Source organism: Streptomyces sp. 8L (assembly GCF_020176795.1).
Lineage (GTDB): Bacteria > Actinomycetota > Actinomycetes > Streptomycetales > Streptomycetaceae > Streptomyces.
Genome location: NZ_JAIUKE010000181.1, coordinates 1 through 23,254 on the forward strand (window position 1 = coordinate 1; position 23,254 = coordinate 23,254).

Below are 23,254 nucleotides of genomic sequence, written 5' to 3' on the forward strand. Positions count from 1 at the left end.
CGAGGCGACACTCGGGCCCTCGGAATGCCCGCCATCAGAAACCGAAAGCGAAACGGTCCACCGACTCCGTCGGCGGACCGTCATGCAAGATCGAGGCTAGTGCTGCCTCCTGCGCTCCGTATGCCCGCCGCAACCGCTGAGTCACCCTGGCCTCGACCACCGAAGCCAGGGTGATCGAAGGGGTCGGGCCCGGTCGTGCGAGGTCGTGCATCCGACCACGCTGTCGCGAATGCGCGGGCATATGGGAAGACAGACGGCGAGAACTATTTCAACACCAAGCCCGCGTAACCGGATTAGTGCTCCTCGTTCGTCCCCTGGGCAGTGCGCCTTCGGTGCGCCCCGGCCAACATCTTGGCCCCCGCTCCCCGCTGGATGGCCCAGCCGGTCCACACGGCGAGGACGAGCTCTGGGCGGTCGACCGCTGAATCCTGCACGACGAGGTCCTCTCGACGGCCGACCGTGTAGCCGGCCTGCTGGTACGCCAAACTGCGCCGATCACACGCGACATGCCCCACATCCGAGCAGCAAGAATGGGCGCAGAGTTCCCGGTCTCGACCAGCTACTACATCTCCATGATCAAGTGGGGAAGGGGCGCTGATAGAAGGAGACCGGGAACAGCACTGCGACGAGTGAGAGATCAGGCAGGAATTCGTCTCACTGCGTTGTCCTTAGGGCCGGACGAGGGCCATCGTCAATGAGAAAGGGACACGCGAAATGCGAACCTACATGCGGTGAGCTGGGCGAGCTCGCGCTCGACCGGGAGGTCGGCCAGCAGGTAGGCATGCAGGATCGTCAGACCGTCGGGCCAGGAGGTACCCGGAACTGCGGCGTGAACTTCTTCACGATGTGGTTTCCTTCCGCAACGCCGCCGTCCTCAGGATGGCTTCACGGGAGCGGGCGCCCGGCCCGATTCGCCGATGGTGTTCTTGCGCCCAGACCGGCGTCGAGCCGTTCACGCCGTCGGGCGGAAGTCGATGCACGCCAAGGCCTTGTCGTCGGACACCTTGTAGCGGGGGTGCTTCACGCCGCTCGGGTCGTCGTCGTGCTCATAGGCGTGGATGGCGTCGACGACCTGCTGGGGTCCGACCGCGGTGCAGGCGTCGGCGAACGCAGCCCAGGACCAGAGCCCGTAGGACTCGATACCGGCCAGGGCGCCATCCGTCATGACCCACATGCGCTTGATGTCCGAGATGGGCCAGGACCGCACCACGGCGTAGCGGGCAGCCGCTGGTGTGGCCTCGGCCACCCAGTACGCCAGCGGGTCACCGACCTGGTTGATGTGCTGCATCTGGTGCTCCCGCAACTGCTGGACCACCCGGCGGTGTTCGGGCCCAGCGAACCCACCCCCGGCACGCAGCTGCTCGACCATGACGTCCCGGTGGGGAGAGAGCCGGACGAGAGTCTCCAGGCGCTCGTCGCGTAGCACCTCGAAGCCGTCGTGCTTCTCGATGACCACGGGCGTGTCGCAGAGTACGAGAGCGTCGACCATGTGGTCGTGGGAGCGTTGGCGCACGATCGCCGCGGTGGCAGCTGGCGAGGCGCCCGGGACCAGGCCGTGTTCGCCGGCCACCCTCGTGAGGGCCTCCTGGAGCGTGGTGCGCAGGTCAAGGTGCTGGGCGCGGTCGTGTACCGCGATAAACTCCTCGCCGAGGGTCTGGGCGTACCAGCCGCCACGGGGAGTGTCATCGGTGAGGGTGGAGACGCCGTCGAGGACGACGACCAGGGTGGCGTCGTTGGCGGTGAGGATGCGGTCCTCGGAAGGCCGCCCTCCGCCGGACAGCTTGCCGGTCGCAATCTGCATGGAAGTGCCTTTCATTGTCGTCGTGCGGTGGCTGGGGACGCCGGTACGCCGCGGGGCGGCCGGCGTGCGCGGGGCTACGACGGGGCGTTGCCCTTGCCGAGATGCAGTTCGTGGACGCGCTCGAAGGTGTACGTACTGCACTCGGGAACCTGCCGCTGCCACACCAGCCACACGCTGGAGATCGTGGCGCGGCTGCGGATCGCGGGCCGGATCGCCTTGCCGATGTCGGAGGCGAACTTGTCCGAACGCATCGCAGCCTCGGCCGTCGTGGCATCCTCCACTCCGTAGCCGCAGGACATGTGGGGCCAGAAGTGCTCTTCGGGCGGCGGAAGCACCATGCCAGCCTTCTCCAGCCCCGCACGCACCCGCCGGTTGAGCTCGGCGGGCCCAGCTTCCGGCCAGATCTCCACGATGCCTGCGGAACCGGATGCCCGGGCCGGACCGATCTCGAGGTCGAACGACTCCATCCCGCCCAGCTCGTGCTGGACCAGGACGGCCGCCCGAGCCATCTGCTTCGCGTCCACGCGCACACCGTCGGTGTTCAGCTGGCGCACCGACTGGATCGTTAGGTGCAGGTCCTCGTCAGCGATCGGCGTGATCACGTCCGGGAATCTGGCGACGACTTGACGCAGTCCTCCAAAGTAGTCCAGCACCTGCGGATCGTGCTGCGGCAGCCACAGCACGTGCGGTTTGACCCAGTCCTCCGCCGGACTTTCCTCGCTGGCCCACAGCCGCGCCGGGCCCATGAAACGTCGCATCACTGTTCCGCGCTGATCTTGGACGGTGCGATTTCGCAGGCCACTAGCCGATGATCCGTGGCTTCCCTCGCGGCCGGGCTGTTGTGTGTGCGGTGGCTGACCAGGGCCGGCGCGACGGGCCGCGTGACATACACCAGGTCGATACGACGCGGACCCCATGGGTCGGGATCGCCCTGCCCGTCCTTCCACTGCCCCGTCGTCGCTTGCCACGGTACCCCGAGACGGGCAGCAGCGTCGACCATGAAATCGCGCCGCAGGAGGGCCTCGCTCTGGCGGCGGTCGGCCAGCTGTATGGTGCCGATGGTGCCCTCCAGCAGCTGGTACTCCAGGTCGTCGTGGTCTTGTTCGAGGTAGGGCTCGGGGTCGTAGTACCGTTCACCATCCGACCGGCTGGCCTTCGCGGCCGACAAGCCATTGAAGTCGCCAAGCACTGCGCCGGGTTCGGCGCCGCCGGTTGTGCGGAAAATACTCTTGATCCGGAACCCCTCGCTCTTGCGCCAGCTGGGGCGGATCGGGTCGCCGTGGTACGAGCCGACCTTGATCGGCTTGGCGGCTCCAATGTCGAACCGCGCCGTGGTGAAACCGTGCCAGAAATCAGGCGCGCCGTATGGGCGGAAACTCCCTGCGACAAACCTGACCGTGCTGGGGTTCCACAGGAGCGCCGTGTACCAGCCGCGAGCCAGGTTGTTGGCCATCGCGGTGGGGCCCGGCGTGCCGTCGGCACGTACGGTGGTCGCGCTTAGCCCAGTCTCCGCGGCGAGCTGCTGGATGATTGCCGACGCTTCGGCCGCCCACTCCCCGTGCGGCCGAGTCTCGTCGACGATCACCTCCTGCAGGGCCAGGATGTCCGGGGCGACCTCGCCGATCGCGGTCACGCGCGCCTTCCAAGACGAATTGCTGATCGTGCCGCTGCCGAGCTTGTACGCGTTGAGGCTGGCAAGCCGTACGGTCCGCATGAAGTCCCCTCCTGTTATGGGCTGGTGGTCGATGCTGGCGTGTTACATCTGGACGAGTCGAGGGCGGGGCCGCGTGCTGGGGCGGCCGCGTGGACCTTGTCGGGGCGGACAAACGGCGAGCCCCGCCAGGATGGTCGCGGCATTGACCTGCAACGTCTCGAAATTTCGGACGACGAGGCCCGTGGAGCGCTCGTTCCGGGGTGCCCGTCGCTCAGAACTGCTCGCAGGTGAGGGTGCCTGGGTAGGGGTTCCGGCTCGGCGCTGTCCTCGCCCGCGGGGGAGGTACGAACGGTAGGCGCCGGATGCGTCTGATCGCGATGGTGGACTGGCAGCGTGGGGTTCGCGGTCCGCAGCTGCCCGGAATGGTCCTCACTGTCCAGAGGCTGGTAGTTCGGTGATCGGTGTCGGCGGGCAAGCCCTAAGCGGTCTCCGGGGAATCAACTAGGCAGCATTCGGCGCACAGAGATCACCGACCTGGGTGCGCCTCGTATGGGACCGCGCGAATAGCTGGTTGTAGGGCTACTGCCTGAGCGAGGGTTTCACTCAGGTTCGTACGGAGTACCCCGGCACTGCCTGTCCGAGCGGGAGGCGTGGGCGATCTGACGAGCGGTCCGGAACATCTCGCCGCCGCAGCTGCCGTCGGGGAAGCGCTCAACGATGCGGTGGTGTACGTGCTGGCGGAAGGCCAGTTCGGTGAGGCCGCCGAAGACCGCCATGTCGAGCTGCTGCTGCGAGGCGAAGCAGGCCAGCGCCGCCTGCTTGGCGGCTAGGAGGTTGGGGGTGCCGATGAAGTACAGGTTCGGCTCGAAGTTCCGGCTGTAGGGGGAGCGGAAGTGGATCAGGTCGGCGGCCTCGCGCATCGCGACGGTGGTTGCCTCCTCGCCCGTGATGGCGTGGTCGAGGTGCTGGTCGTCGGGGTGATGGGTGTAGACGATGTCGGGGCGCTCGATCGCGAAGGCGTCGAACAGGGCCGCGTTGATGGCGCCTCGGTAGTCGGTGAACCGCGCGTCGGGGATCTGGGAGAACGTATAGCCGCCGATGCCGAGGATCTTCGCAGCCGCCAGGCACTCGTCGCGGCGCACAGCGCCCTCGTCTTTCTCCACGCTTCCCGCGCTCAGGCAGTGGACACGAACGCGGTCGCCGGTCAGAACGTGGTCGCGGATGCGCATGCCCATGGCGAGCTCAGCGTCGTCGGGGTGAGCGACGACGATCAGGACGGATCGGGGGGTGGTCAACGGAACTCCTGGTTGCTTGTGATCTGCAGGGCGCTGTGCAGACGGCGGCCGTCGAGGCCTTGCCAGCGGAAGGCTTCGTGTTCGTGGCGGGGCCAGCGCAGGTAGTGGAGGCTGCCGACAGCGTCTGCCGGTCCGGGCCCGTGTCGGTATGCGATCTTGGAGGTCTGGCCGCCGTCGAGGTGGAACACCGATGCCGAATCGTGGCCGGCCCCCTCGCACAGCTCGGCGGTCTCCTGGACGGTGACGCCCTGGAAGGCGGGAGCGAGGGGCGCGCCGTCCAGAACGGTCAGGGTCAGACGCCGGTCGTCGAGGGCGAGCAGGGTGCGGGCGTAGCGGGCGTCTGGGCGGAAGGGACTCGTGCCGAGACTTTGGTCCCAGGCCGTCGTGTGTCCGGCGGCGGCGTCGGCGGCCGACGGTCCCAGGGACAGGGCGCTGCTGATGTCGGCGGTGTCGAGGGTGTCGATGGTCGTGATGTGGATGGGCGCGCCCGGGACGAGGTGGGCGGGCCAGGGCTGGCGGGCGCGCAGGACGTAGGCGCCTGTGAACAGGTCGGCGCCGCCGGGGTGCAGGGCGGTGATCTGTGCCCCGGTGGGGGTGGGGTTGACGGTGCAGTCGAGGACTGCGGGATCGCGGGGCGTGGTGTTGGCGGCTGGGTCGACGTCGCGGCGAAAGCCGGTGCGGGGGTCGTCGTGATAGCGGATGCGGCAGTTCGCCGCGCCGAACACGGTGAGGTGGCCAGGCGGGCTCGGGTGCGGTGAGGGGGCCTTGGAGCCGGTCCAGGTGTGCGGGCGGCCGGCGGCAGTGAGGGTGCCTGTGGCGGCGAGGGTGTGTACGACTGGGCGGCCGTGGTGGATGAGGAGGGCGGGTTTGGTGGCGGTGGGCAGGCTGGTGGCGGTGTGGTCGCGGACGGCGAGGTCGAGGCAGTGCTCGGCGGGCTGGTAGGCGGTGTCGTCGGAGATGTAGGCGAAGGCGCCGGAGACTGCGGCGACAGCGGGGCCGGTGACGAGGCTGCGCAGGTGGAAGCCTTCCGGGCGGGAGACGGGCCGACACTCGGCGCGGTCGAGATCGACCGTGAGGGTGTAGGCGTTGGTGAGGCGGCCGCCGCCGAGGTCGATGGGGCGGGCTGTGAGGACTATGCCTGGGGCGAGGCGGCGGGTCCAGGCGGGCGTGGGGCGGGCGAACGGGCTTTGATCTCGGGCCAGCGACTGGACGCTGGGCGCGTGGATGCCGCGGGCGCTCAGTTCGGCGAGTGGGGCCATTTCCGGATGGTCCCCTGTCGGGCAGCGGAGGGTGGTCACGCCGTCACCAGCCCGGCGGCGGTGTTCAGCAGATCGGGGACGGTGAACGGGCCGGCATCCAGCAGATGGCGCAGGCTGTGGCGCAGGCGGTCGGCCGTGGCGGGCGGGGCGGTGGCCGGGTAGGGGACGACGCGGGCCTCCAGCCGGTACAGCAGTACTCCGGCGGTCACCGTCGCGAGGAGGTCGTCTTCGCACCAGGGCCGTGCAGGGCCGGGAAGGGTATAGGCGTCGAGGAATCCGGCGGTGAGCGGATGCAGGAGCGTGGGCCGGGTGGTGTGGTGCAAGATCAGGTGGGCGAGGAGGTAGCCGAGATCGAAAATCGGCGATCCCGTGTGCACGTTGTCGAGGTCGACGAACGCGGTGCGCCCGCCGTGGAGGCTGAGGTTCTTCGGGCAGGTGTCGCCCAGGATCAACTGCCGGCCGGGTAGGGCGTCCAGGCGGTGGCATGCCTCGTCGAGGGCGCGATGACCGCAGGCGCGCAAGCAGTAGCCGTAGGCGTGCTCGGCGCGGAAGAGGTCGTCTCCGTCGCCTTTGCGCAACGGTGCCTGGTCGGTGGTGGCATGGTGGATCCGGGTCAGGGCGCTGCCCAAGCGCGTGCACTCCTCGGCAGTGGCGGCGCGCTGGTCGAGGTGCTCGCGCCAGGTGCGGCCGTCGGGGAAGACGTCGGTCATCACCATGGCGTGTGCTTCGGGCAGGAAGGCCAGAACCTTGGGGAACAGGTCGGGCAGCAGGCCGTGGTGGAGCGTCAGGGCCCGGTGCTCGTGCGCGATGAGCGCCGGGTCCGTGGTGATGTGCGCGATCTTGGCAAAGCGGTGGCCGCGGACCTTCACGATGACGTTGCCTATCTCGCCGCGGACACGGAAGACGTGGGAGACGATGCCTCCTGTGCACGCCTCGATCCGGGTGGGGTGTCCGGTGTAGTGGCGGCACATGGAGAGGACTTGGTGCACGTGCGGGCCGAGGACCGCGGCCAGGCCGGGTGCAGTGTCGTTGGTGCTGCGTGGGCCGGTCATCGCATGGCTCCTAGGGCGGCGAAGGCGTGTCCGGCGCGCGGAGCTGGGGCGGTGGCCGGGTGGAAGTCGAGGACGACGGGGGCGGTGGGCCGGCCGCCGTCCGCCCAGCGACGGGCCAGCGACAGGTAGGTGGCGGCCATCAGCCGGGCCGGGCGCCGGTGGTCGGCAAGGTCTGAGACCATCTCAGTGCGGGGTATGTGACCGGCGAGGTGGGAGAGGAACTCGGTGACGGCGCACGTGCGGGCCGAGCGCTGGGTCGGCAGCACCGCGCTGTCGCCCCTGCCCTGGACGAGATCGGCGAAGGCGAGCGCACGGTGGCGCTGCCACTCGGGGCGCAGCCGGTCGTTGCGGAAGACGTGGAGCTCGATGTGGTCGGCGCCGCCCGCTGCCCGCGGGTCGATTCCGTCCTCGTCGCCGTGAAGGGTCTGCAGGGCGCGCAGGTGCAGGGCCTGAAAGGGCCCTTGCTGAATGATGTGGTTTTCCTGCCCGATCCGGCCGTTGCCCTTGTAGAGGCTGCCGGGTGCGGAGTGGAGGCTGCCGCGTTGGGAAAAGGTGGTGTGGGCGAGGTTGTGGCTGCCGAGCGCCACCACCCGGCCGCGACTGCGGTAGGCGACGTTGAGGAACACGTCGACTTCGCCGAAGCCGGCGACGAGACGGTCCAGGGCCTGCTCGGTGTAGGGGTTGCGGTCGGCGAAGCCGGGCAGGAGCCGGGCGTGGTCGGCGACGGTGAGCTGGGCGAGGAAGTCTGCGGGTCTCGTGCACGCGGCGTGGACTTCGATCTCGTCGATCGCCTTGCCCGGGCGCTCGCCTGCGGCCAGCCACCACGGCACGGTGTCGAAGTGGTGGTAGCCGGAGTGCGAGGCCTTGCCGTATCCACGGTCGAAGCTGTGGTAGCCGAGGTCAACGAGTTCGTCCGGCAGCCGCCACTGGCCGTCGCCGTGGCTGGACTGGACGGAGGTGACCGGGCAGTTCGTGACCTCGGCGACCTCGGCGATCAGCTCCCGCACCCGGCGGAACGCGGGGTGCCAGCGGCGTTGGCTGAGCACGCTGACCACCATCCGCGGATCGCGCCGCCGCGCCTCCTGGTAGGCAGCCAGCAGGGTGTGGAAGTCGTCGGCGATCGACTGCGCGGCCGCGGGGTCGGTGGACGCGCACGGATGGACGGTCAGCGGCTTGTCCAGCAGCACCGGCAGGCCGCGTTCCATCGCCCACAGGGCGTAGGGCAGATGGACAGATGGCTCCGTTGCCACGACAACCGCGCCGATCCGTTCCCGCTCCACCACATCCTCCAGCACACGGCGCACTCCGCCGGGCAGGGCCCGCCGGGAGACGGGGAACGGCTGGACGGAGATGACGGGCATCCGCCGCGGCCGGTCGGAAGTGCCGTACTCGACCGCGGTATCGGCCGTGTCAGGCAGGTCGATTCCGGTGACGGCGCCCGCGAGGCCCGCGTCCTGCGCGGCTGCCAGCGCGGGCAGGTGGTTGAGGCGGGTGTGCTGGCCGACACCGACGACCAGCACGTTCACAGCAGCGCTCACCCCGCTGCCGCCACGACGCCGCTGCCGGAGACGAGCAACGGCAAGACACCCTCGCCGACTTCGTAGGTCTCCTCCAGATGGGGGAACCCGGACAGGACGAACTCCTCGATGCCGAGGGCTGCGTACTCGGCAATCCGGTCGGCGACCTCGCGGTGCGAGCCGACGAGCGCGGTACCTGCGCCGCCTCGCAGCAGCCCCACCCCCGCCCACACGTTCGGCCACACCTCCAGATCGGAGGTCCGGCCGCTGTCCCGGAAGGCGGCGTTCAGGCTGCTTTGCCGGGCCTGCCCGGTGGACTGGCTGCCGGCCAAGGTGGCCTGTACCCGGGCGACGTGTCCCTGGTCGATCCCGGTCAGCAGGCGCTCAGCGGCGGCCCACGCCTGCTCGCTCGTGTCGCGGGCGACGACATGGAAGCGGATCCCGAACCGCGGTGCGCTGCGCCCGGCCTCGGCTGCCAGGCCCCTGATGCGGTTCAGCTTCGCGGCGACGTCGGCGGGCGGTTCGCCCCAGGTGAGGTAGACGTCCGCGTGCCGGGCGGCGACCGGGGCGGCCTCGGCGGAGGACCCGCCGAAGTACACGCCGGGCAGCGGGTTAGGAGGCGAGAAGACGGTGGCCCCGCGTACGTCGTAGTGGGCGCCGGTGAAGTCGAATGGCTTGCCGGACAGCGCGCCGCGCAGGACGGCGAGCCATTCGTCGGTGCGCGTGTAGCGGGCAGGTTTGTCGAGGTGGTCGCCGAAGCGGGCTTGCTCGGCCGCATCACCGCCGGTGACGACGTTCAGCAGCAGTCGACCCCGGGTCTGCCGCTGGAATGTCGCGGCCATCTGCGCGGCGAGCGTCGGGGATATCGAGTCCGGGCGCTGCGCGACCAGGAATTTCAAGCGCTCGGTGTTCTGGGCGAGGGCGGCGCAGGCGATCCAGGGTTCCTCGTTGAACGTGCCGGCGGGGGTGAGGATCGCGTCGAAGCCCATGTGCTCGGCTGCCTGTGCGATCTGAGTGAGGTAGCGCAACTCGGGGGCGCGGTGACGGTCGGCGCCGGGGCAGAGTGTCGCGGTGGTGTCGTGGCCAGGCCCGTGCACACCGCGCATCCCGGTGGTTAGGGTGCGACCGTCACTGCCGGTCGGCAGGAACCAGTGGAAGTGCAGTCGGTTCAAGGATGTCTCCTGGGGTCAGTCGGAGGTGAAGTCGCCGGCCGCGCGGGCCTGGAGCCGCTGGTAGAGCGCTTCGTCGAGCGGGAGGCGCCCGGCCTTTCGGGCGCGGGCCGCGCGGTCCTTGCCCTCCTGTCCGGGCAGTCGTACGGACCTGCCCTCGCGTGTCGCGGCCTGCCGGATCGATCCGACGAGGCCGTCGTTGGCCGCCCGGTGGGCGTCGCCGTGGCCGGCGAAGGTCGGGTCGAGGGCGATGAACGTGTAGCCGGTGGACCAGGTGGAGTCCACGTCCTCGCCCATGGGGAAGCCGAAGAGCGAGCCGGTGAGGACCTGGATCAGCAGGGAGAGGGCGAAGCCGCGGTGCTCGCCGAAGACCATCGCGGCGCGGGCGGCGTCGGGGTCGTTGGTGAACGCGCCGTCCTCGTCGACGAAGCAGTCCGTGGGCAGCGGGGAGGCCGTGCGCCGTGCCTCCCAGAGCACGCCCATGGGGGCCAGCGTGGTCGACATGTCCGCGCTGACCGTGCCGTGGCTGGTCGGGAAGGCGAAGCTGACCGGGTTGACGCCGAGGAAGGGGGTTCGGGCGCCGTGCACTGTGGCCTCTGGGCGGGAGGTGTTCGCCACCAGGCCGACCAGGCCCCGCTCGGCGATCTGCTCACTGAACGACGCGAGGATGCCGTAGCGCTGGCAGTTGACCATGCCGACGACGCCCACGCCGAGCTGGCGCGCCTTGCGGGTGGCGAGACGGACCGCGAAGTCGGCGCTCAGCGGCCCGACTTCGCGGCGGCCGTCCACGACCGCCATGGCGCCGCGCTCGTGCTTGACGCGGGGCGAGCCGATGCGGTGGGAGAAGAATTGCGACTCGAAGGCGAACTTGGCCAGGCCGTGCGACGGCTTCCCTCGCAGTTCGCCGTCGAGGTAGTGCTCGATGACGCGGTCGATTCCTCGACCGGGGACGCCGGCCCGGGTGCAGGCGGTCGTCATGAGCGCGCGGACGTCGTCGATTGCGACGTCCAGCCCCACGGCCGGCGCCGGGCCGGGAGCGTCCGAGAGGACGCTGTCTTGCTGAGCGGGTTGGGCACGGGCAGGTAAGGGCTGATGGGGGCCGGTCTCGTGCGCAGGTATCACGTGCGTCTCCGGACATGGTGGTGGGCGGCAAGGCGACGGGCCCGGGCTGCGGCGCCCGGGGCGGGCGGGTCAGCGGGGGGCGCGGATCATGTACTCAAGGACGGTGCGGCCGCGGTCGATGAGGACGGTGTCGGTCTTGGTCAGGCCGGTGCTGAGGTAGGAGACGCCCAGTCGGGCGGTGAGCAGGACGAGCGCACGCTGCTCGGTCGACGTGAGCAGCCGTCCGTATCCGGTGAGGAAGGCGTCACGCAGGTCGGGGCGGGTGGGCCATGCGGCGCCGCACAGCCAGACGAGGTCTTCGATCGCGAGACCCGGCGCGGACTCCTCGAAGTCGATGAGGCTGTGATGCCGCGTTGCCGCGTCCCAGAGCCAGTTGCGGGGGGAGTAGTCGCCGTGCCGGTAGACCAGCGGGAGGACGCGTGCGAGATCGGGCAGGTCGTGGGCCGCGTCGCGGACGAGGTCCTGCTCGGCGGGGGAGAGCTGGTCGCCGAGGCGTTCCAGGATCATGCCGGCCTCGTCGGCCTGCGCGGTCACCGACGCCATGATGCGCCGGTGTTCGAGGTCGCTGATCGGCTCTGGGGCGTCGTGCCAGCGGCGCAGCAGGTCCCCGGCGAGCCGGTGCACCTGCTGTTCCTCGGCCTGCTCCAGGGGCAGTCCTCGTACGACGCGGCCCGGGAGAGCGGACAGGACGACCGCCGGCCGTTCCGGGTCCCTGGCCAGCAGGCGCGGCGCCTCGTCCGTAGCGAGCGCCCGCGCCACGTGTTCGCAGCCCTTCACCTCGCGCTCGTACTGCTCGGTGGAGGGGTACAGCTTGACGAAGACCTCGCCGTGGTCCGCCTGAACGCGCCAGACGCGGGAGTCGCCGCGCGGCCAGGAGGCGTCCGTCACGGCGGCGGTGTCCATGCCGGTGACGTGACGGGCGATCCACTGGTGCAGGTCCGGGGGCAAAGAGGCGGTGTGCGTCATGGGGCTGGCTCTTTCACGAGGTATGAGGAGGGCGTGGTGCGCGCAAGGCGGGCGGTCCCTCGGGCAGGTGTCAGATTTATTCAGCGGCTGGCTGGCGCGTGGGCGTCCGGCACTCGCGGCGGGCCTCGGGCCGTGTCCGCGCGCTGTCTGGGCCGCCCAGTAGGTATCGGTGTGTTCATCTCACGGCCGCCGCAGTGGTCAGCTCGCCCTGGTCCAGGCGTTGCAGGAAGGCGTTCGCCCGGGGGTCGGCGGCCCACGGCATCAGAGCGGTGGCCACGTCTTCGAGGTGGGTCCGGGCACGGGTCGACTCCACCCGCTGTAAGAGGACCAGGGCCTGGTCGGCGTGGTCGAGTGCCTGGTCGAGGTCTCGTGCCTGGCAGGCGGCTGTGGCGGCGACGGCCATGCGAAGGCCCACGGCGCGGGTCTGGTGGACGTCGGACAGTTCTCCCGCCTGCCGGCTCCAGCCGAGGGCGGCCCTGGGCTTGCGCAAGTCGCGGAAGATCTCGGTGGCGTCCGCCGCGAGACGGCTGTGGGTGACGTAGGAGAGCCGCGGGGAGTCATGGGCGCCGGGGGTGATCTTGTCGAGCCAGGATTCCGCCCGGCTCAGCGCGGTGCTCGCCCCTGTCGCGTCTCCCATACGGGCCAGCGCACGCGCCTCGACCAGCTTGGCGAAGGCCAGGACCCGGCGGGAAGCGTGGCGGCGGCCGCGGTGGAAGGCCCCTTGGGCCATGTCGAGGGCCTGGTCCGGTGCGCCTTCCAGGACGGTGTGCAGGGCCATGGTGGTCAGAACGTAGGTGCCCATTTCGATGTCGCCGCCGGCGCGTGCCAGACGAAGTGCCTGCACGAAGTGCTGCTGGGCGGCCACGCTGTGCCCGGCGTCGAACGCCGCCCAGGCCGCGACGCGGGACAGCTCCGCAGTGATGGAGAACAGCTCACGCGCGGTGGCCTCGTCGTGCCGGGCATCGAGCAGGGGCAGGGCCCGTTCGTTCAGGCAGCGCCTAATCCAGCCCAGCCGCCAGTTGGCGCCGCCGAACTGGGCGTCCCACACCCGGGCCTGCTCGGCCGCGTCCGTCAGCTCCTTCAGGTCCTCCGTGCCGAGCAGTCGTCCGGTGCTGCTGCTCTCCTGACCGGTGGAGGCCGAGCCCGGACTGTCCGGCGAGGGCGCCGCGTCCGTGGAGTCGGCGGGGACGGCGAGCCACCGGGTGACGGGCAGCACGTAGCCGGACGCGGCGAACGCGCCGCTCCGCCCGTCGCCGGCGCTCCAGTGGGCGCGGGCGCCCTTGATGGCTTCCTCGCGGTCGCGAGGGAAGTCCCAGCCGCGCGGTGCCTCCTCGGGGGCTACGCCCATGCCGATCTCCTCCACCGTGACTGTCCTGCCGATCCGTTCGCTCAACGCGGTGGCGATGTACTGGGGCACGGGGTCCTTGGGCGTTGCTCCGGCGAGCCAGCGGGCGACACTGCTGTGCTTGTACGCCGTGGCGTTCCCGTCTCGCTCGGACAGCTGGTTGACGCGGAAGGCGAGCCCCTTGTGACTCATGCCGTGCCCGTTGAGGAGCGCAGCGAGCGCCGTGTTCGGCGTTCTGGGCCGACGGCCGGTCATCGAGCCTCCCGGATCATGGAACGTGAGGGTGCCGCGGAATCCGGGGCCGGATCGGCGGGGCCGGCTCCGGCCCCTCGGTGCGGCGGGGCGGTCTGGGTGGTGCGGTGGGTCAGAAGTACTCGGGCATCCACGGCTCGCGGTCGGCAGTGGCGCGGACGAGCTGGGCTACCGATCGCGGCTCGCCGTGGACGCCGTCGAGGAGGGCCGCGGCCGGCGTGCGGTAGCCGCCCGCATACCAGTGGGCGAACTGGCGGGTGCTGAGAGCGAGTTCGTGCTGCTTGCCGGAGTGGGGCGTCAGGTCTCCGGCGCCGGACGCGATGCGCAGGAGCAGGGGTGCAGAAGGGTTGTCGTCATCGGTGCGCAGGGTGAGCGGGAGAGTGAGATCGAGGTCGTCGGGCCAGCCCCGGCGGCGGACTGCCTCGGCGGCGTCGAGGATGCGCAGCATCCAGGGGTGCCAGGAGGTGACGCGAGCCGCCCCGGCGCGGCGCAGATGGTTCTGCAGCAGCGGGACGGGTGGTAGGGCGGTGCGCTGGAACATGACGGTCGGGATGCGGCTGTGATGGCGTCCGAGGAAGCCGAGCATGGCCGTGGCTGCTGCGGCGGTCGCCGCCCAGAAGTCGTGGACGACCAGGCGGCGGTCGTCGGCGCGGTCCCGGTCGAAGGCGATCGCGAGCAGCCCGTCCGGGGCCCGGCCGGGCAGAGCGAAGCGGTAGTGCGTCATGCCGGGGTGTTCGGCCTGTTGCCAGGACGGCCACCAGGAGGGCCGCTGCCACGGCCCGTTCCAGTCACCGGCGAGCTTCTGCTGCTGCTCGCGGTCCTGGTCGTCGGCGCCGTGGACGATGTCGAAGCCGCAGCCGTCGGTGATGCCGCGCAACTCCTCTGTGGGTACTGTCCAGGAGTAGACCAGGCTCGGTGCGGCCCAGCCCATGCGGTGCCCGTACCCGGTGGAGGCGGTCCACGCGGTCGCCAGGACGGCGCCCTGCTCCTTCAGAGGCCGCAGCCGCTCTTCGAGCAGCGTCGACCACAGCCGGCTGCCCCGTGCTTCGGGGGCGATGCAGCCGCCCGCCAGGCAGGCGCCCAGGACAGGGCGGCCACCGAAGAACTGGGGGACCGCTAGGACCAGGCCGCCGCCGATGACGCGTCCGTCGCGCACGGCCACCCGGGCATCGCCGTGCTCACGCAGGCGGGTGACATCCTCCACCCGGTGCCCGTAGCTGCGCACGGTCAGGTCCCGGTACTCCTGCCACAGCGCGTCGTCGGCTTCGACGACGGCCATCGGTGTGCTGCCCGGCATCGGTACTCCCTTCTTCAGTAGGCGGTGACGGTACGGACCGCCGTCGCGTCGGCAGGCACGAGGAAGACACGGCTGAGTGTGATGACGCGCTGGTCGAACTGGTTGAAGGCGGTGGTGCGCACTGTGACGACGCCCTGATCGGGACGGCTTGCCGAAGGGCGGGCGGAAAGGATCTCGGTCTCGGCGCGCAGCGTGTCTCCGACGTGCACGGGCTGTTCAAAACGCACCTGGTCCATGGCGAGGTTGGCGGTGGTCAGGCCGCTGGTGGAGCGGACGCTCGCGCCGATGACCAGGCCCAGCGTGACGACTCCGCATACCAAGGGCCGTTCCCTGCCTGCCCGTTCGCAGAATTGTGCGTCGGAGTGGACCGGGGCCACGTTGCCAGTCAGCGCCAGGGTCATGGCGTGGTCGGTGTCGGTGACGGTCCGGCCCGGCCGGTGCTCGATGGTCTGGCCGACGAGGGCGCCGAACTCCTCCAAGCCGCGGCCGACGACCTCACGCAGCCGGCCCTCGCCGACAGCCCGGTACCCCTGCACCATGGTCGTCTCTGTCACTGGTTGCCTCCGTGGACGCTGGGTTCGGTACGGATTCCGGCCTGGTCGAGGACGGCGCGGGCTGCCGCGACGAGCGGGGGTCCCACCATCTGGCCGCCGGCCCGGACCGTCTGGCCGTCAGCCCGGTCAGCGGCTCTCACGACCGCCTGGGCCTGCGCCACCTCTTCGTCGGTGGGGCAGAGCGCTGAGCGGATGGCGGGGAGTTGGTCGGGGTGCACGGCGCCTTTGCCGGTGAACCCCAGATCGCGGGCCTCCTGCGCGTCGCGCAGCAGGCCCTCCGGGTTCGTGAGGTCGAAGTACGGCGAGTCGATCGACGGGATGCCGTGGGCGGCGGCAGCCGCGGCGATGGACGAACGTGCCCACGAAAGGGAACTGCTGGTGCGGCGGCACCCGGTGGCGGCGGCGTAGTCGGCCGCCCCGAAGACGACACCGCCCAGCACCGGCGAGGCGAAGATGTCGGCGAGGCGAAGCAGCGCGCGGGGCGTCTCGATCAGGGCGCAGATGCGCATACCCGTCGCCGTCTCCTGCAGTACTTGTGCCACCAGTTCCAGCTCGCGGGCGGATTCCACCTTCGGCACGAGCACGACAGCGCCGCGCAGCCCCGCGTCGACGACCGCGACCAGGTCCTTCAGGCCGTGCATGGTGCCCGGCGGGTTCACGCGCAGCCCGAGCACCGTCGCGCCGTGCGCCGGTGCGGCGCCGAGCTGGTCCAGGGCCTGGTTACGGGCGGTGTCCTTGCCGCCGGGCGGGACGGAGTCCTCCAGGTCCAGCAGGGCAACGTCGGGCCCCGCGCGCAGAGCCGTTTCCAGCCGACCGTCGGAGGGCGGGGTGATCAGCCAGGTTCCGCCGGGGGCGAGACGGGCCGTGGTCATGGCCGTCACCTCCCGGCGAGGTGCTCGTCGACCAGCTGGTCGAGGGCGCCGATGGTCGTGACCGATGCGAGCCGGTCCTCGCCGATGGTCGTGACGCTGTGTTCGGCCAGCAGCAGATCCAGTTCGGCGATCGCCAGGGAGTCAAGACCGGCGTCCTCCAGGCTCGTCTCCGAGTGCAAAGCCTGCTCGGCCACCTGCAAACGGTCGATCAGGATGTCTTTGAGTATCTGATTCACCGGGCTGCCTCCAGTCGGTGTGAGGGCTCCGGCCGACCGTCCACGCAGGGCACGTCCGGCCAGATGAGGGTGGTGGCGCCCCAGGTCAGGCCTGCGCCGAAGGCGGCCAGCAGAACCCGGTGCCCGAGGCGCAGTGCGCCGTCGGACGCTGCATGGGCGAGGGCGAAGAGGATCGACGCGGCGCTGGTGTTGCCCAGGTGGGCGATGTTCTCCAGCACGCGCCCACCGTCGAGGTGGAGCCGGCGGGCGACGGCCTGGGTGATACGAGAGTTGGCCTGGTGGGGTACGAACCGGTCGACGTCGCCCAGGCTCCATCCGGCCGCCGCGGCGGCGTGTTCGGCGGCTTGGGACATGCGGTTGACCGCGTGCTGGAACACTTCTCGGCCGCGCATGCGCATGAACTGGCCGTGCGGGACGACCAAGGCGCCCGCGTGCCGGCCGTCGGCGCCCAGAATCACCGGTCCCACTGCGCCCGGCTCGCCCGTCCGACCGCCGCGCACCACGATCGCGGCGGCTCCGTCCCCGAACAGCGCGGCCGTCGTGCGATCGTCCGGGTCGGTCAGGTGCGACAACCGGTCGACTGTTATGACCAGTGCCCGGCGCGCCGCGCCGTCGGCGAGGAGTCCCTTTGCGACTTGGAGGGCGTAGGGCAGGCCGGTGCACGCGGCGGCAATGTCGAAGGCAGGGATCCCGTGCAGGCCCAGACGGGCGGCGACTTCCGGCGCGGTGGCCGGCATCCGGTGGTCGGGGGTCGCGGTGGCCAGGATCACGACGTCGACCGTGTCGGTTGCCGAGGACTTCAGCGCGGCCGCGGCCGCCCGGACGGCGAGATCAGCCGTCGAGGTGTCCGCACCCGCTCGCCGCCGCTCGGCGATCCCGGTCCGGGTGAGGATCCAGTCGTCGCCCACGCCCAGGCGCGCCGAAATCTCCGCATTGGGGACCAGGAGCTCGGTCTGCGCGGTGCCCAGACCGCACAGCACAGCAGCGACGGGACGCCGGCCGCCGCCGGCCGCGGGCGCGGTCACGACGCCACCTTGAGTCCGCGGACAACCTCGTCGATCAGGTCCTCCTGGCCAGCCACGACTTGGCGCCGTCCCAGTTCGGCGAAGACCTCCAGGGGGTCAACGCCCGCGGCCTCGGCGCCCGCAAGGACGCGCGGCTTGAAGCCGGAGAACACCCCGGCCAGCCCCGAGGCCAAGCTCACCGAGTCGATGACCGGCGGCCCAGCCATCAGCCGGTCATGGGCGACGTCCGCCGCGCGCAACAGCGCCGGCAGGTCGATGCCGGTCTCGTGCCCCGACCGGTGCAGCACGGCGACGAGGACCTCAAGGGACGTGTTGCCCGCGCCCGCTCCGAAGCCGCGCGCGCACGCGTCGATGACGCGGGCACCAGACTCGACGGCGGCGATCGAGTTCGCCACGGCCATGGACAGGTTGTTGTGCCCATGGAAGATCACCGGCACGTCCACCGCTGCGACGATGGCCCCGATGCGCTCGGTCACATCGGCGGGCAGGTAGTGCCCGGCCGAATCCATGATCCCTACCGCCTGCGCCCCGTACTCCACGGCCCGCCGGCACTCCTCGGCGAGCCGCGACGCACTGGTCATGTGGCTCATCAGAAGGACGGCCTGCGCCTCCAGGCCCAACTCCCGCACAATGCCCAGGTGGCGGCGCATCACGTTGGCCTCGGTGCAGTGCGCGGCGATCCGCACCACGTCCCCGCCACAGGCGGCGGCCCGGCGGATGTCCGCTCCGGTTCCCCAGCCGGGGACCATGAACACGCCCATCCGGCTGGTGCCCGTCAGCGCCTCCCGGACGGTCTCCAACATCGTGGCGTCGTCCAGACGCGCGTACCCGATCTGGCGCGAGGACGCGCCGAGCCCGTTGCCGTGCCCCACCTCGACCACCGGCACACCAGCTGCGCTCGCTGCCCCGGCATACGCCCGCAACTGCATTACATCGAGCTGATGTTGCACCGCGTGCTGTCCGTCGCGGAGCGTCGCATCGTGGACGGTCAACTGCGAGTTGCGGCTGCTATCCACAGTGTCCCACCTCCCGGGAGCGCGCGTAGCGCTCGGCGAGCGTCACGGCGGCGGCGTTGATGATCTCCACGTTTCCGGCGTAGGACGGCAGCTGCCCTGCCCGGGCGGTGACCGTGACGGTCGCCCGCACCAGGTCATCGGTGACGGACAGTGCACTCACCTGGTAGCCGGGGGCGTAGTGGCGCACGGCGGCGGCCGCGGCCTCGACCGCGTCGCCCAGCGCGCGGGTCTGTACGCCGTACGCGCGCGCGGTGATCTGCGCGCGGAAGGCGGGCGCGGGCAGGGCCGGGCTGATGGTGGACATCACCTTCGCCCGCGTCGCGCCGGTCAGCCGCTCCACCGCGTATCCGGTGGTGGCGATGTACTCGTCGAGGTTGTCCCTCGTGGCAGGTCCCACGCTGGCCGAGGCCACGGTGGTGACCACCTCGACGTCCTCGACCCGCGTGCAGTGCCGGGCCACGGCGTCGAGCACCGGGAGTACGGCCTGCCCGCCGCAGCTCACCAGGCTCAGATGACGGTCGGACTCCGCCCGGACGGCGTTGACCGTCGGGGTGAGCATGCTGCCGCCGCTGCTCGGCGTGAGATCCACCAGCAGTACGTCGGCCGAGGCGAGCGCGGCCCAGTGAGCGGGGTGCGCCTCTGCCGAACTCGCATCGAAGACCATGTCGACGCCCGCACGGACCACCGCCGTGATGCCCTCGGTGGAGACTGCACAGCCCAGTTGGGCGGCGCGGCGCAGCGCACTGGCGCTGCTCTGCCGGCTGGCCACGAGTTTGCAGCTCAGCAGGGGCGAGGCGTTCAGTCGCTCAGCCAGGTCGAGGCCCAACATGCCGGCGCCGACCACGGCCGCGTTCAGGCGTGGCGCGGCGGTCGCACGGGCAGTGGGGGCGTCGTGGGAGGCGCGCGGGGCGATGGCACTATGCGACATGGAGCACCGCCTGCGGAAGGCGGGGAGAGCCGACCGCCACGCTGTGCCCGGCGCCCAGCGGGAGGCTGGCATGCACCGCCCCGGCCAGCACGACGTCACCGGCCCGCAGCCCCGCCCCGACCGTGGCCAGCCGATGTACCAGCCAGGCCACAGAGCGAATCGGGTCGCCCAGGATCGCACGGCCGCACCCGAAGGCCACGACGGCATCGTCCACCGTGAGGGTCAGACGCTCACCACCCAACTCCGGCATCAGCCCAGGCACGGCCGCTCCGAGGACGAATCGCCCGCAAGCGGCGTTATCGGCCACGCTGTCAGCGAGCGTCAACCCCTCGAATCCGTACCGGCTGTCGATCACCTCCAGGGCGAGGAACGTGTCCGCAACCGCATCTCGGATCTCCTTCTCGCCCACGTCGTCGCCGGACAGGTCCCTCACCAGCCGGAAGGCGAGCTCACCCTCGACACGGGGCGCCACCATTTCGCCGAGACACAACTCGCGGCCCTCTGCCACGGCCATGTAGTCCAAAAGGAGCCCGGAGTCGGGCTGGTCGATACCGAACTGCTCCTGCATGGCCGCCGAGGTAAGCCCCACCTTGTGGCCGACCACGCGCGCACCGTCTGCAACGCGAAGCGCCGCCCCGTACCACTGGACCCGGTAGGCGTCCTCCAGAGAGACCTGCGGATGCCGGTGGCTCAGCAACGACACCGGCCGTCGCGCCGTCTCCGCGCTCCGTAGACGCCGGGCCTCCTCGTGCTCCCAACGCCGCACATCACCTTCCAAGAGGCGACGGCAGGCCGATCCAGGCTGCGAGGACGAGTCCGCAGAGGCGAGGAGCGCCTCCAGCAGCCCAGCCTCGTTATCGGTTCTCATTCGTGCCACTCCCTGCTACGCATCGCTGACGAACCCTCATCCCACCGCCTCTCCCTCTACGTGAGCAGGGCTCGCGAAGGGGCCTGCGGCATGCGAAGGGGCTCGCGGTAGGTGCGACCGCTGGGTCGGCGGGCCTGCGCGCCCGGGCGGCCCTCCCTTCGCTGCCGTGCTGAGGAAGAGGGCTGCACCGACGGCACTGACGGTGGTGGGGAACTTCGTGCATGGACGGTCCCTTCGTCTGTGCACAACCGTTCGGATAGTGGAGTAGCAGTGGATCCGCTCATGCTGCCTTCCAGGGCAGGCTGGGCAGGTCGTTTTGAGCGCGGCGGTCCAGGGCGTATCGGTTTTGTACCGATTCCAGGGCGACGGCCGCAGGTGGCAGCCCGACACTGGACCTGCGCTCGTCCACCGATCCCGGCGCGAGCAGCGGGCACCGCTCGACGCTGTCAGCTCGCAGGAGGAATTGGGTCCCGTACTCCTGGAGGTGCCCATGGTTGAGCAGGGCACGGTCGTGCAGGTGCGCCCAATGCTGGATCAGCGCATCGTCGGCCTGTACTGCACGCTCCAGCAAGGTGGCGGCCATACGCTGGAGCCCAGGGTCGTCATCAGCATGAAGTGCGAGGCTCCATGCGGCGCGTGCAGCGTCGGGGCCGACGAGTCGGTGTCCGGGCCAGTCGTGTTCGGACAGGACGCGGAGCAGCACTTTGGCGTCGACGTGGTCAGCATGACGGTCTTGACCGAGGTGAACGTCATCGAGATGGTTGCGTAGGCGCTTGGCCCGGCGTGTTGCCGACTGTGCGGCGCGTGCGAGCAGTTCGCGAGCTAGGTCTGGGCGCTGCGGTGCGATTGTCTTCGCGCCGTCGACGGAATGCTGGCCGGCGTGCTTCTGGGCCGGGATACGCGGTGTGGATGAGGTGAAATCGGTCATGCCGGGCTTTCGCGTGGTGGTGGCTGGTGCGGCGCCGCCGCCGTCTGGCGCAGGCTGCGGGATGCGGAGAATGAAGGCCGTTCGTGCCGGGCGGGTGCCACCCACAGCATTCCCTCCGCGGAGGGGAGGCGGGGCGGCTAGGGCCTGTATCGAGTCGTGATCAATCTGCGGGATTCGCCGTCGCTTCGGTGGCGGTCCTGTAGTCCGGTGTGCATGACGCGGAGACAACTGACGGACGAGGAGTGGGGGTACGTGAAGCCGTACTTGCCGATCGGCGAGTACGGGCCGTACCCCACGAAACTGCGCGAGCAGTTCGAGGGTGTGATCTGGAAGTTCAGCTCGGGCGCGCAGTGGCGGGAGATGCCGGCCGAGTTCGGCGCTTGGCCCACCGTGCACAACCGGTTCCGCCAGTGGCGGGATGCCGGGGTCTTCGAGAACCTGCTGGAAGGTCTGATCGCGAAGGCCGCGGAGCGGGGCGAGGTGGACCTTTCGCTGGTCAGCGTGGACTCCACCACCACACGTGCCCACCACGACGCCGCCGGGATGCACCTTGATCCGGAGACGCTGGACGCCCTGGAGAAGGCGGCCGAGGAGGAGAGGACCCGCTCAAAGGGGGCGACAGCGAGGAACAAGTCGGGCAGGACACCGACGTCGAGGCCCGGCGGGTCGAACGGCGACGCGTCCGGCGACGCCGCAGGCTCCGCCTGAAGGCCGCCCTGCTCGGCCGCTCGCGGGGCGGGCAGACCAGCAAGGTCCACGTCGCTGCCGACCGCAAGTGCAGACCGCTCGTTCTCACGCTCACCGCCGGACAGGCCGCCGACAGCCCGCAGTTCATCCCCGTGCTCGACAAGGTGCGGATTCGCCTCCCGGTCGGCCGTCCCCGAACCCGGCCCGACGCGGTCGCCGGAGACAAGGCGTACTCCTCCCGAGGCAACCGCGCCTACCTGCGCAAACGCAACATCAAGGCAGCCATCCCGGAGAAGAAGGACCAGACCGCCAACCGGAAGAGGAATGGCCGCCGGGGTGGCCGCCCCCTCACCCACGACGCCGAGCTCTACAAGGACCGCAACACCGTCGAGCGCCTGATCAACAGGCTGAAGGCATGGCGCGGGATCGCCACCCGCTACGACAAGACCCCCGAGAGCTACCTCGCCGGACTCCATCTCCGCGCCTCCATGATCTGGATCAAGGACCTCACGCGAACCACTCAGTGATCACAACTCAATACAGGCCCTAGTACTGCTGCAGTACTAGACGTGCTGCGGCGTCAGATGGGTGCAGATCTGGCGCGTGCTGCTGTGTGACCTCGAATGGGGCATCGCCGGCACCGCGTGGATGGCTTGGTGGAGGGAGGATTGTGTTTCAAGTTGATGAAGGAGTTGGGCGCTCTGGGCGAGCCCCGTGTGGCTGAAGGCCTGTGGGAAGTTGCCGAGCGCGCGCTGCTGGGCGGGGTCGTACTCCTCGGCCAAGAGCCCGAGATCGTTGCGCAGCGCGAGAAGGCGTTCGAACAGGGTGTGGGCCTCATCAAGGCGGCCGGCCAGGGCCAGAGCGTCGACGAGCCAGAAGCTGCAGAGGATGAACGTGCCCTCATCCCCGGTCAGGCCGTCCATCCCGGTACGGTCGCCGCGCGTCGGGTACCGGCGCACGAGCCCGTCCCGCGTGGACAGTTCACGGCGTACCGCGTCCACGGTGCCGATGACGCGCGGGTCGTCGGGTGGCAGGAAGCCGACGCGAGGGATGAGCAGTGTGGCGGCATCGAGGGCCGTCGAGCCGTAGGACTGGGTGAAGGTATTGCGCACCGGGTCGAAGCCCTCGACGCAGACCTCGCGGTGGATCGTCGCCCGCAGCTCGATCAGGGAGGCAACGTCGAAGTCGAGGGCGAGGGCGCCGGCCTGGGCCAGGCGGATGGTGCGGTCGACGGCCACCCAGGCCATCACCTTGGAGTGCACGAAGTGCCGGCGTGCTCCGCGGATCTCCCAGATTCCCTCGTCGGGCTCCTGCCAGCGTTGGGTCAGCTGTTCGATGAGCCGCTGGTGCAGGACTGCGGTGTCGGAGCAGTGGGTGACGCCACTCTCGTGCGCGAGGTACAGGGTCTCGA

Annotated in this window: 22 protein-coding genes and 1 pseudogene; 1 reads left to right on the forward strand and 22 read right to left on the reverse strand. The window is 70.4% G+C overall.

Annotated elements, in window-relative coordinates:
• Positions 1-293: 293 nt before the first annotated feature.
• The 21 genes from LCE31_RS16720 to LCE31_RS16820 form a co-directional block, all read right to left on the reverse strand.
• Positions 294-485 carry a hypothetical protein gene (locus LCE31_RS16720; RefSeq protein ID WP_225015071.1) on the reverse strand — a complete coding sequence of 64 codons (192 nt, stop codon included), beginning with the start codon at positions 483-485 and terminating at the stop codon, positions 294-296.
• Between the two features lie 467 nt (positions 486-952).
• Positions 953-1,801, reverse strand: a complete 849-nt coding sequence (locus LCE31_RS16725; RefSeq protein ID WP_225015072.1) for a hypothetical protein — start codon at positions 1,799-1,801, stop codon at positions 953-955.
• 74 nt (positions 1,802-1,875) lie between these two features.
• Positions 1,876-2,559 carry a 2'-5' RNA ligase family protein gene (locus tag LCE31_RS16730; RefSeq protein ID WP_225015073.1) on the reverse strand — a complete coding sequence of 228 codons (684 nt, stop codon included), beginning with the start codon at positions 2,557-2,559 and terminating at the stop codon, positions 1,876-1,878.
• Complete coding sequence (locus LCE31_RS16735; RefSeq protein ID WP_225015074.1) at positions 2,559-3,515, reverse strand: endonuclease/exonuclease/phosphatase family protein; 957 nt, start codon at positions 3,513-3,515, stop codon at positions 2,559-2,561. The genes LCE31_RS16730 and LCE31_RS16735 overlap by 1 nt, the downstream gene beginning before the upstream one ends.
• Before the next feature lie 539 nt (positions 3,516-4,054).
• Positions 4,055-4,750, reverse strand: coding sequence for a PIG-L family deacetylase (locus LCE31_RS16740; protein ID WP_225015075.1), 696 nt, complete (start codon positions 4,748-4,750; stop codon positions 4,055-4,057).
• A complete protein-coding gene (locus LCE31_RS16745) occupies positions 4,747-6,009 on the reverse strand; it encodes a phosphodiester glycosidase family protein (protein ID WP_225015076.1) in 1,263 nt (420 codons plus the stop codon). Before LCE31_RS16745 ends, LCE31_RS16740 begins: the two co-directional genes overlap by 4 nt.
• Before the next feature lie 35 nt (positions 6,010-6,044).
• Positions 6,045-7,061: an aminoglycoside phosphotransferase family protein gene (locus tag LCE31_RS16750; RefSeq protein ID WP_225015077.1), complete on the reverse strand. Its 1,017-nt coding sequence runs from the start codon at positions 7,059-7,061 to the stop codon at positions 6,045-6,047.
• Positions 7,058-8,599: a Gfo/Idh/MocA family protein gene (locus LCE31_RS16755; protein ID WP_225015078.1), complete on the reverse strand. Its 1,542-nt coding sequence runs from the start codon at positions 8,597-8,599 to the stop codon at positions 7,058-7,060. Before LCE31_RS16755 ends, LCE31_RS16750 begins: the two co-directional genes overlap by 4 nt.
• Positions 8,596-9,741 (reverse strand): LLM class flavin-dependent oxidoreductase, encoded by a 1,146-nt coding sequence (locus tag LCE31_RS16760; RefSeq protein ID WP_225015092.1) that lies wholly within the window; start codon positions 9,739-9,741, stop codon positions 8,596-8,598. Before LCE31_RS16760 ends, LCE31_RS16755 begins: the two co-directional genes overlap by 4 nt.
• A 24-nt stretch (positions 9,742-9,765) precedes the next feature.
• The gene (locus LCE31_RS16765) at positions 9,766-10,764 is read right to left on the reverse strand and encodes an Ldh family oxidoreductase (RefSeq protein ID WP_225015079.1); all 999 of its coding nucleotides are present in this window, start codon (positions 10,762-10,764) and stop codon (positions 9,766-9,768) included.
• Positions 10,765-10,938: 174 nt separating this feature from the next.
• Positions 10,939-11,835, reverse strand: a complete 897-nt coding sequence (locus LCE31_RS16770) for an aminoglycoside phosphotransferase family protein (protein ID WP_225015080.1) — start codon at positions 11,833-11,835, stop codon at positions 10,939-10,941.
• A gap of 175 nt (positions 11,836-12,010) precedes the next feature.
• On the reverse strand, positions 12,011-13,435 hold the full coding sequence (locus LCE31_RS16775; RefSeq protein ID WP_225015081.1) for a sporulation associated protein: 1,425 nt from the start codon (positions 13,433-13,435) through the stop codon (positions 12,011-12,013).
• Positions 13,436-13,544: 109 nt separating this feature from the next.
• Positions 13,545-14,729 (reverse strand): GNAT family N-acetyltransferase, encoded by a 1,185-nt coding sequence (locus LCE31_RS16780; RefSeq protein ID WP_225015082.1) that lies wholly within the window; start codon positions 14,727-14,729, stop codon positions 13,545-13,547.
• Positions 14,730-14,743: 14 nt separating this feature from the next.
• The gene (locus LCE31_RS16785; RefSeq protein ID WP_225015083.1) at positions 14,744-15,283 is read right to left on the reverse strand and encodes a MaoC family dehydratase; all 540 of its coding nucleotides are present in this window, start codon (positions 15,281-15,283) and stop codon (positions 14,744-14,746) included.
• Complete coding sequence (locus LCE31_RS16790; protein ID WP_225015084.1) at positions 15,280-16,155, reverse strand: HpcH/HpaI aldolase/citrate lyase family protein; 876 nt, start codon at positions 16,153-16,155, stop codon at positions 15,280-15,282. Before LCE31_RS16790 ends, LCE31_RS16785 begins: the two co-directional genes overlap by 4 nt.
• 5 nt (positions 16,156-16,160) lie before the next feature.
• On the reverse strand, positions 16,161-16,391 hold the full coding sequence (locus LCE31_RS16795) for an acyl carrier protein (RefSeq protein ID WP_225015085.1): 231 nt from the start codon (positions 16,389-16,391) through the stop codon (positions 16,161-16,163).
• Complete coding sequence (locus tag LCE31_RS16800; protein ID WP_225015086.1) at positions 16,388-17,416, reverse strand: beta-ketoacyl-ACP synthase 3; 1,029 nt, start codon at positions 17,414-17,416, stop codon at positions 16,388-16,390. Before LCE31_RS16800 ends, LCE31_RS16795 begins: the two co-directional genes overlap by 4 nt.
• A complete protein-coding gene (dmpG, locus tag LCE31_RS16805) occupies positions 17,413-18,432 on the reverse strand; it encodes a 4-hydroxy-2-oxovalerate aldolase (RefSeq protein ID WP_225015087.1) in 1,020 nt (339 codons plus the stop codon). The genes LCE31_RS16800 and dmpG overlap by 4 nt, the downstream gene beginning before the upstream one ends.
• Complete coding sequence (locus tag LCE31_RS16810; protein ID WP_225015088.1) at positions 18,425-19,360, reverse strand: acetaldehyde dehydrogenase; 936 nt, start codon at positions 19,358-19,360, stop codon at positions 18,425-18,427. The genes dmpG and LCE31_RS16810 overlap by 8 nt, the downstream gene beginning before the upstream one ends.
• Entirely contained in the window at positions 19,350-20,228 is an 879-nt protein-coding gene (locus LCE31_RS16815) for a 2-keto-4-pentenoate hydratase (protein ID WP_225015089.1), read from the reverse strand. Before LCE31_RS16815 ends, LCE31_RS16810 begins: the two co-directional genes overlap by 11 nt.
• A gap of 280 nt (positions 20,229-20,508) precedes the next feature.
• Entirely contained in the window at positions 20,509-21,156 is a 648-nt protein-coding gene (locus tag LCE31_RS16820) for a DUF6624 domain-containing protein (RefSeq protein ID WP_225015090.1), read from the reverse strand.
• A 213-nt stretch (positions 21,157-21,369) separates the two neighbouring features.
• On the opposite strand from LCE31_RS16820, the pseudogene LCE31_RS16825 reads away from it, so the two are divergent.
• Positions 21,370-22,370, forward strand: a pseudogene (locus tag LCE31_RS16825) (IS5 family transposase).
• A 36-nt stretch (positions 22,371-22,406) separates the two neighbouring features.
• Here the strand turns inward: LCE31_RS16825 and LCE31_RS16830 are convergent.
• On the reverse strand, positions 22,407-23,254 hold an 848-nt coding region (locus LCE31_RS16830), incomplete at its 5' end, for a glycoside hydrolase family 15 protein (RefSeq protein ID WP_225015091.1).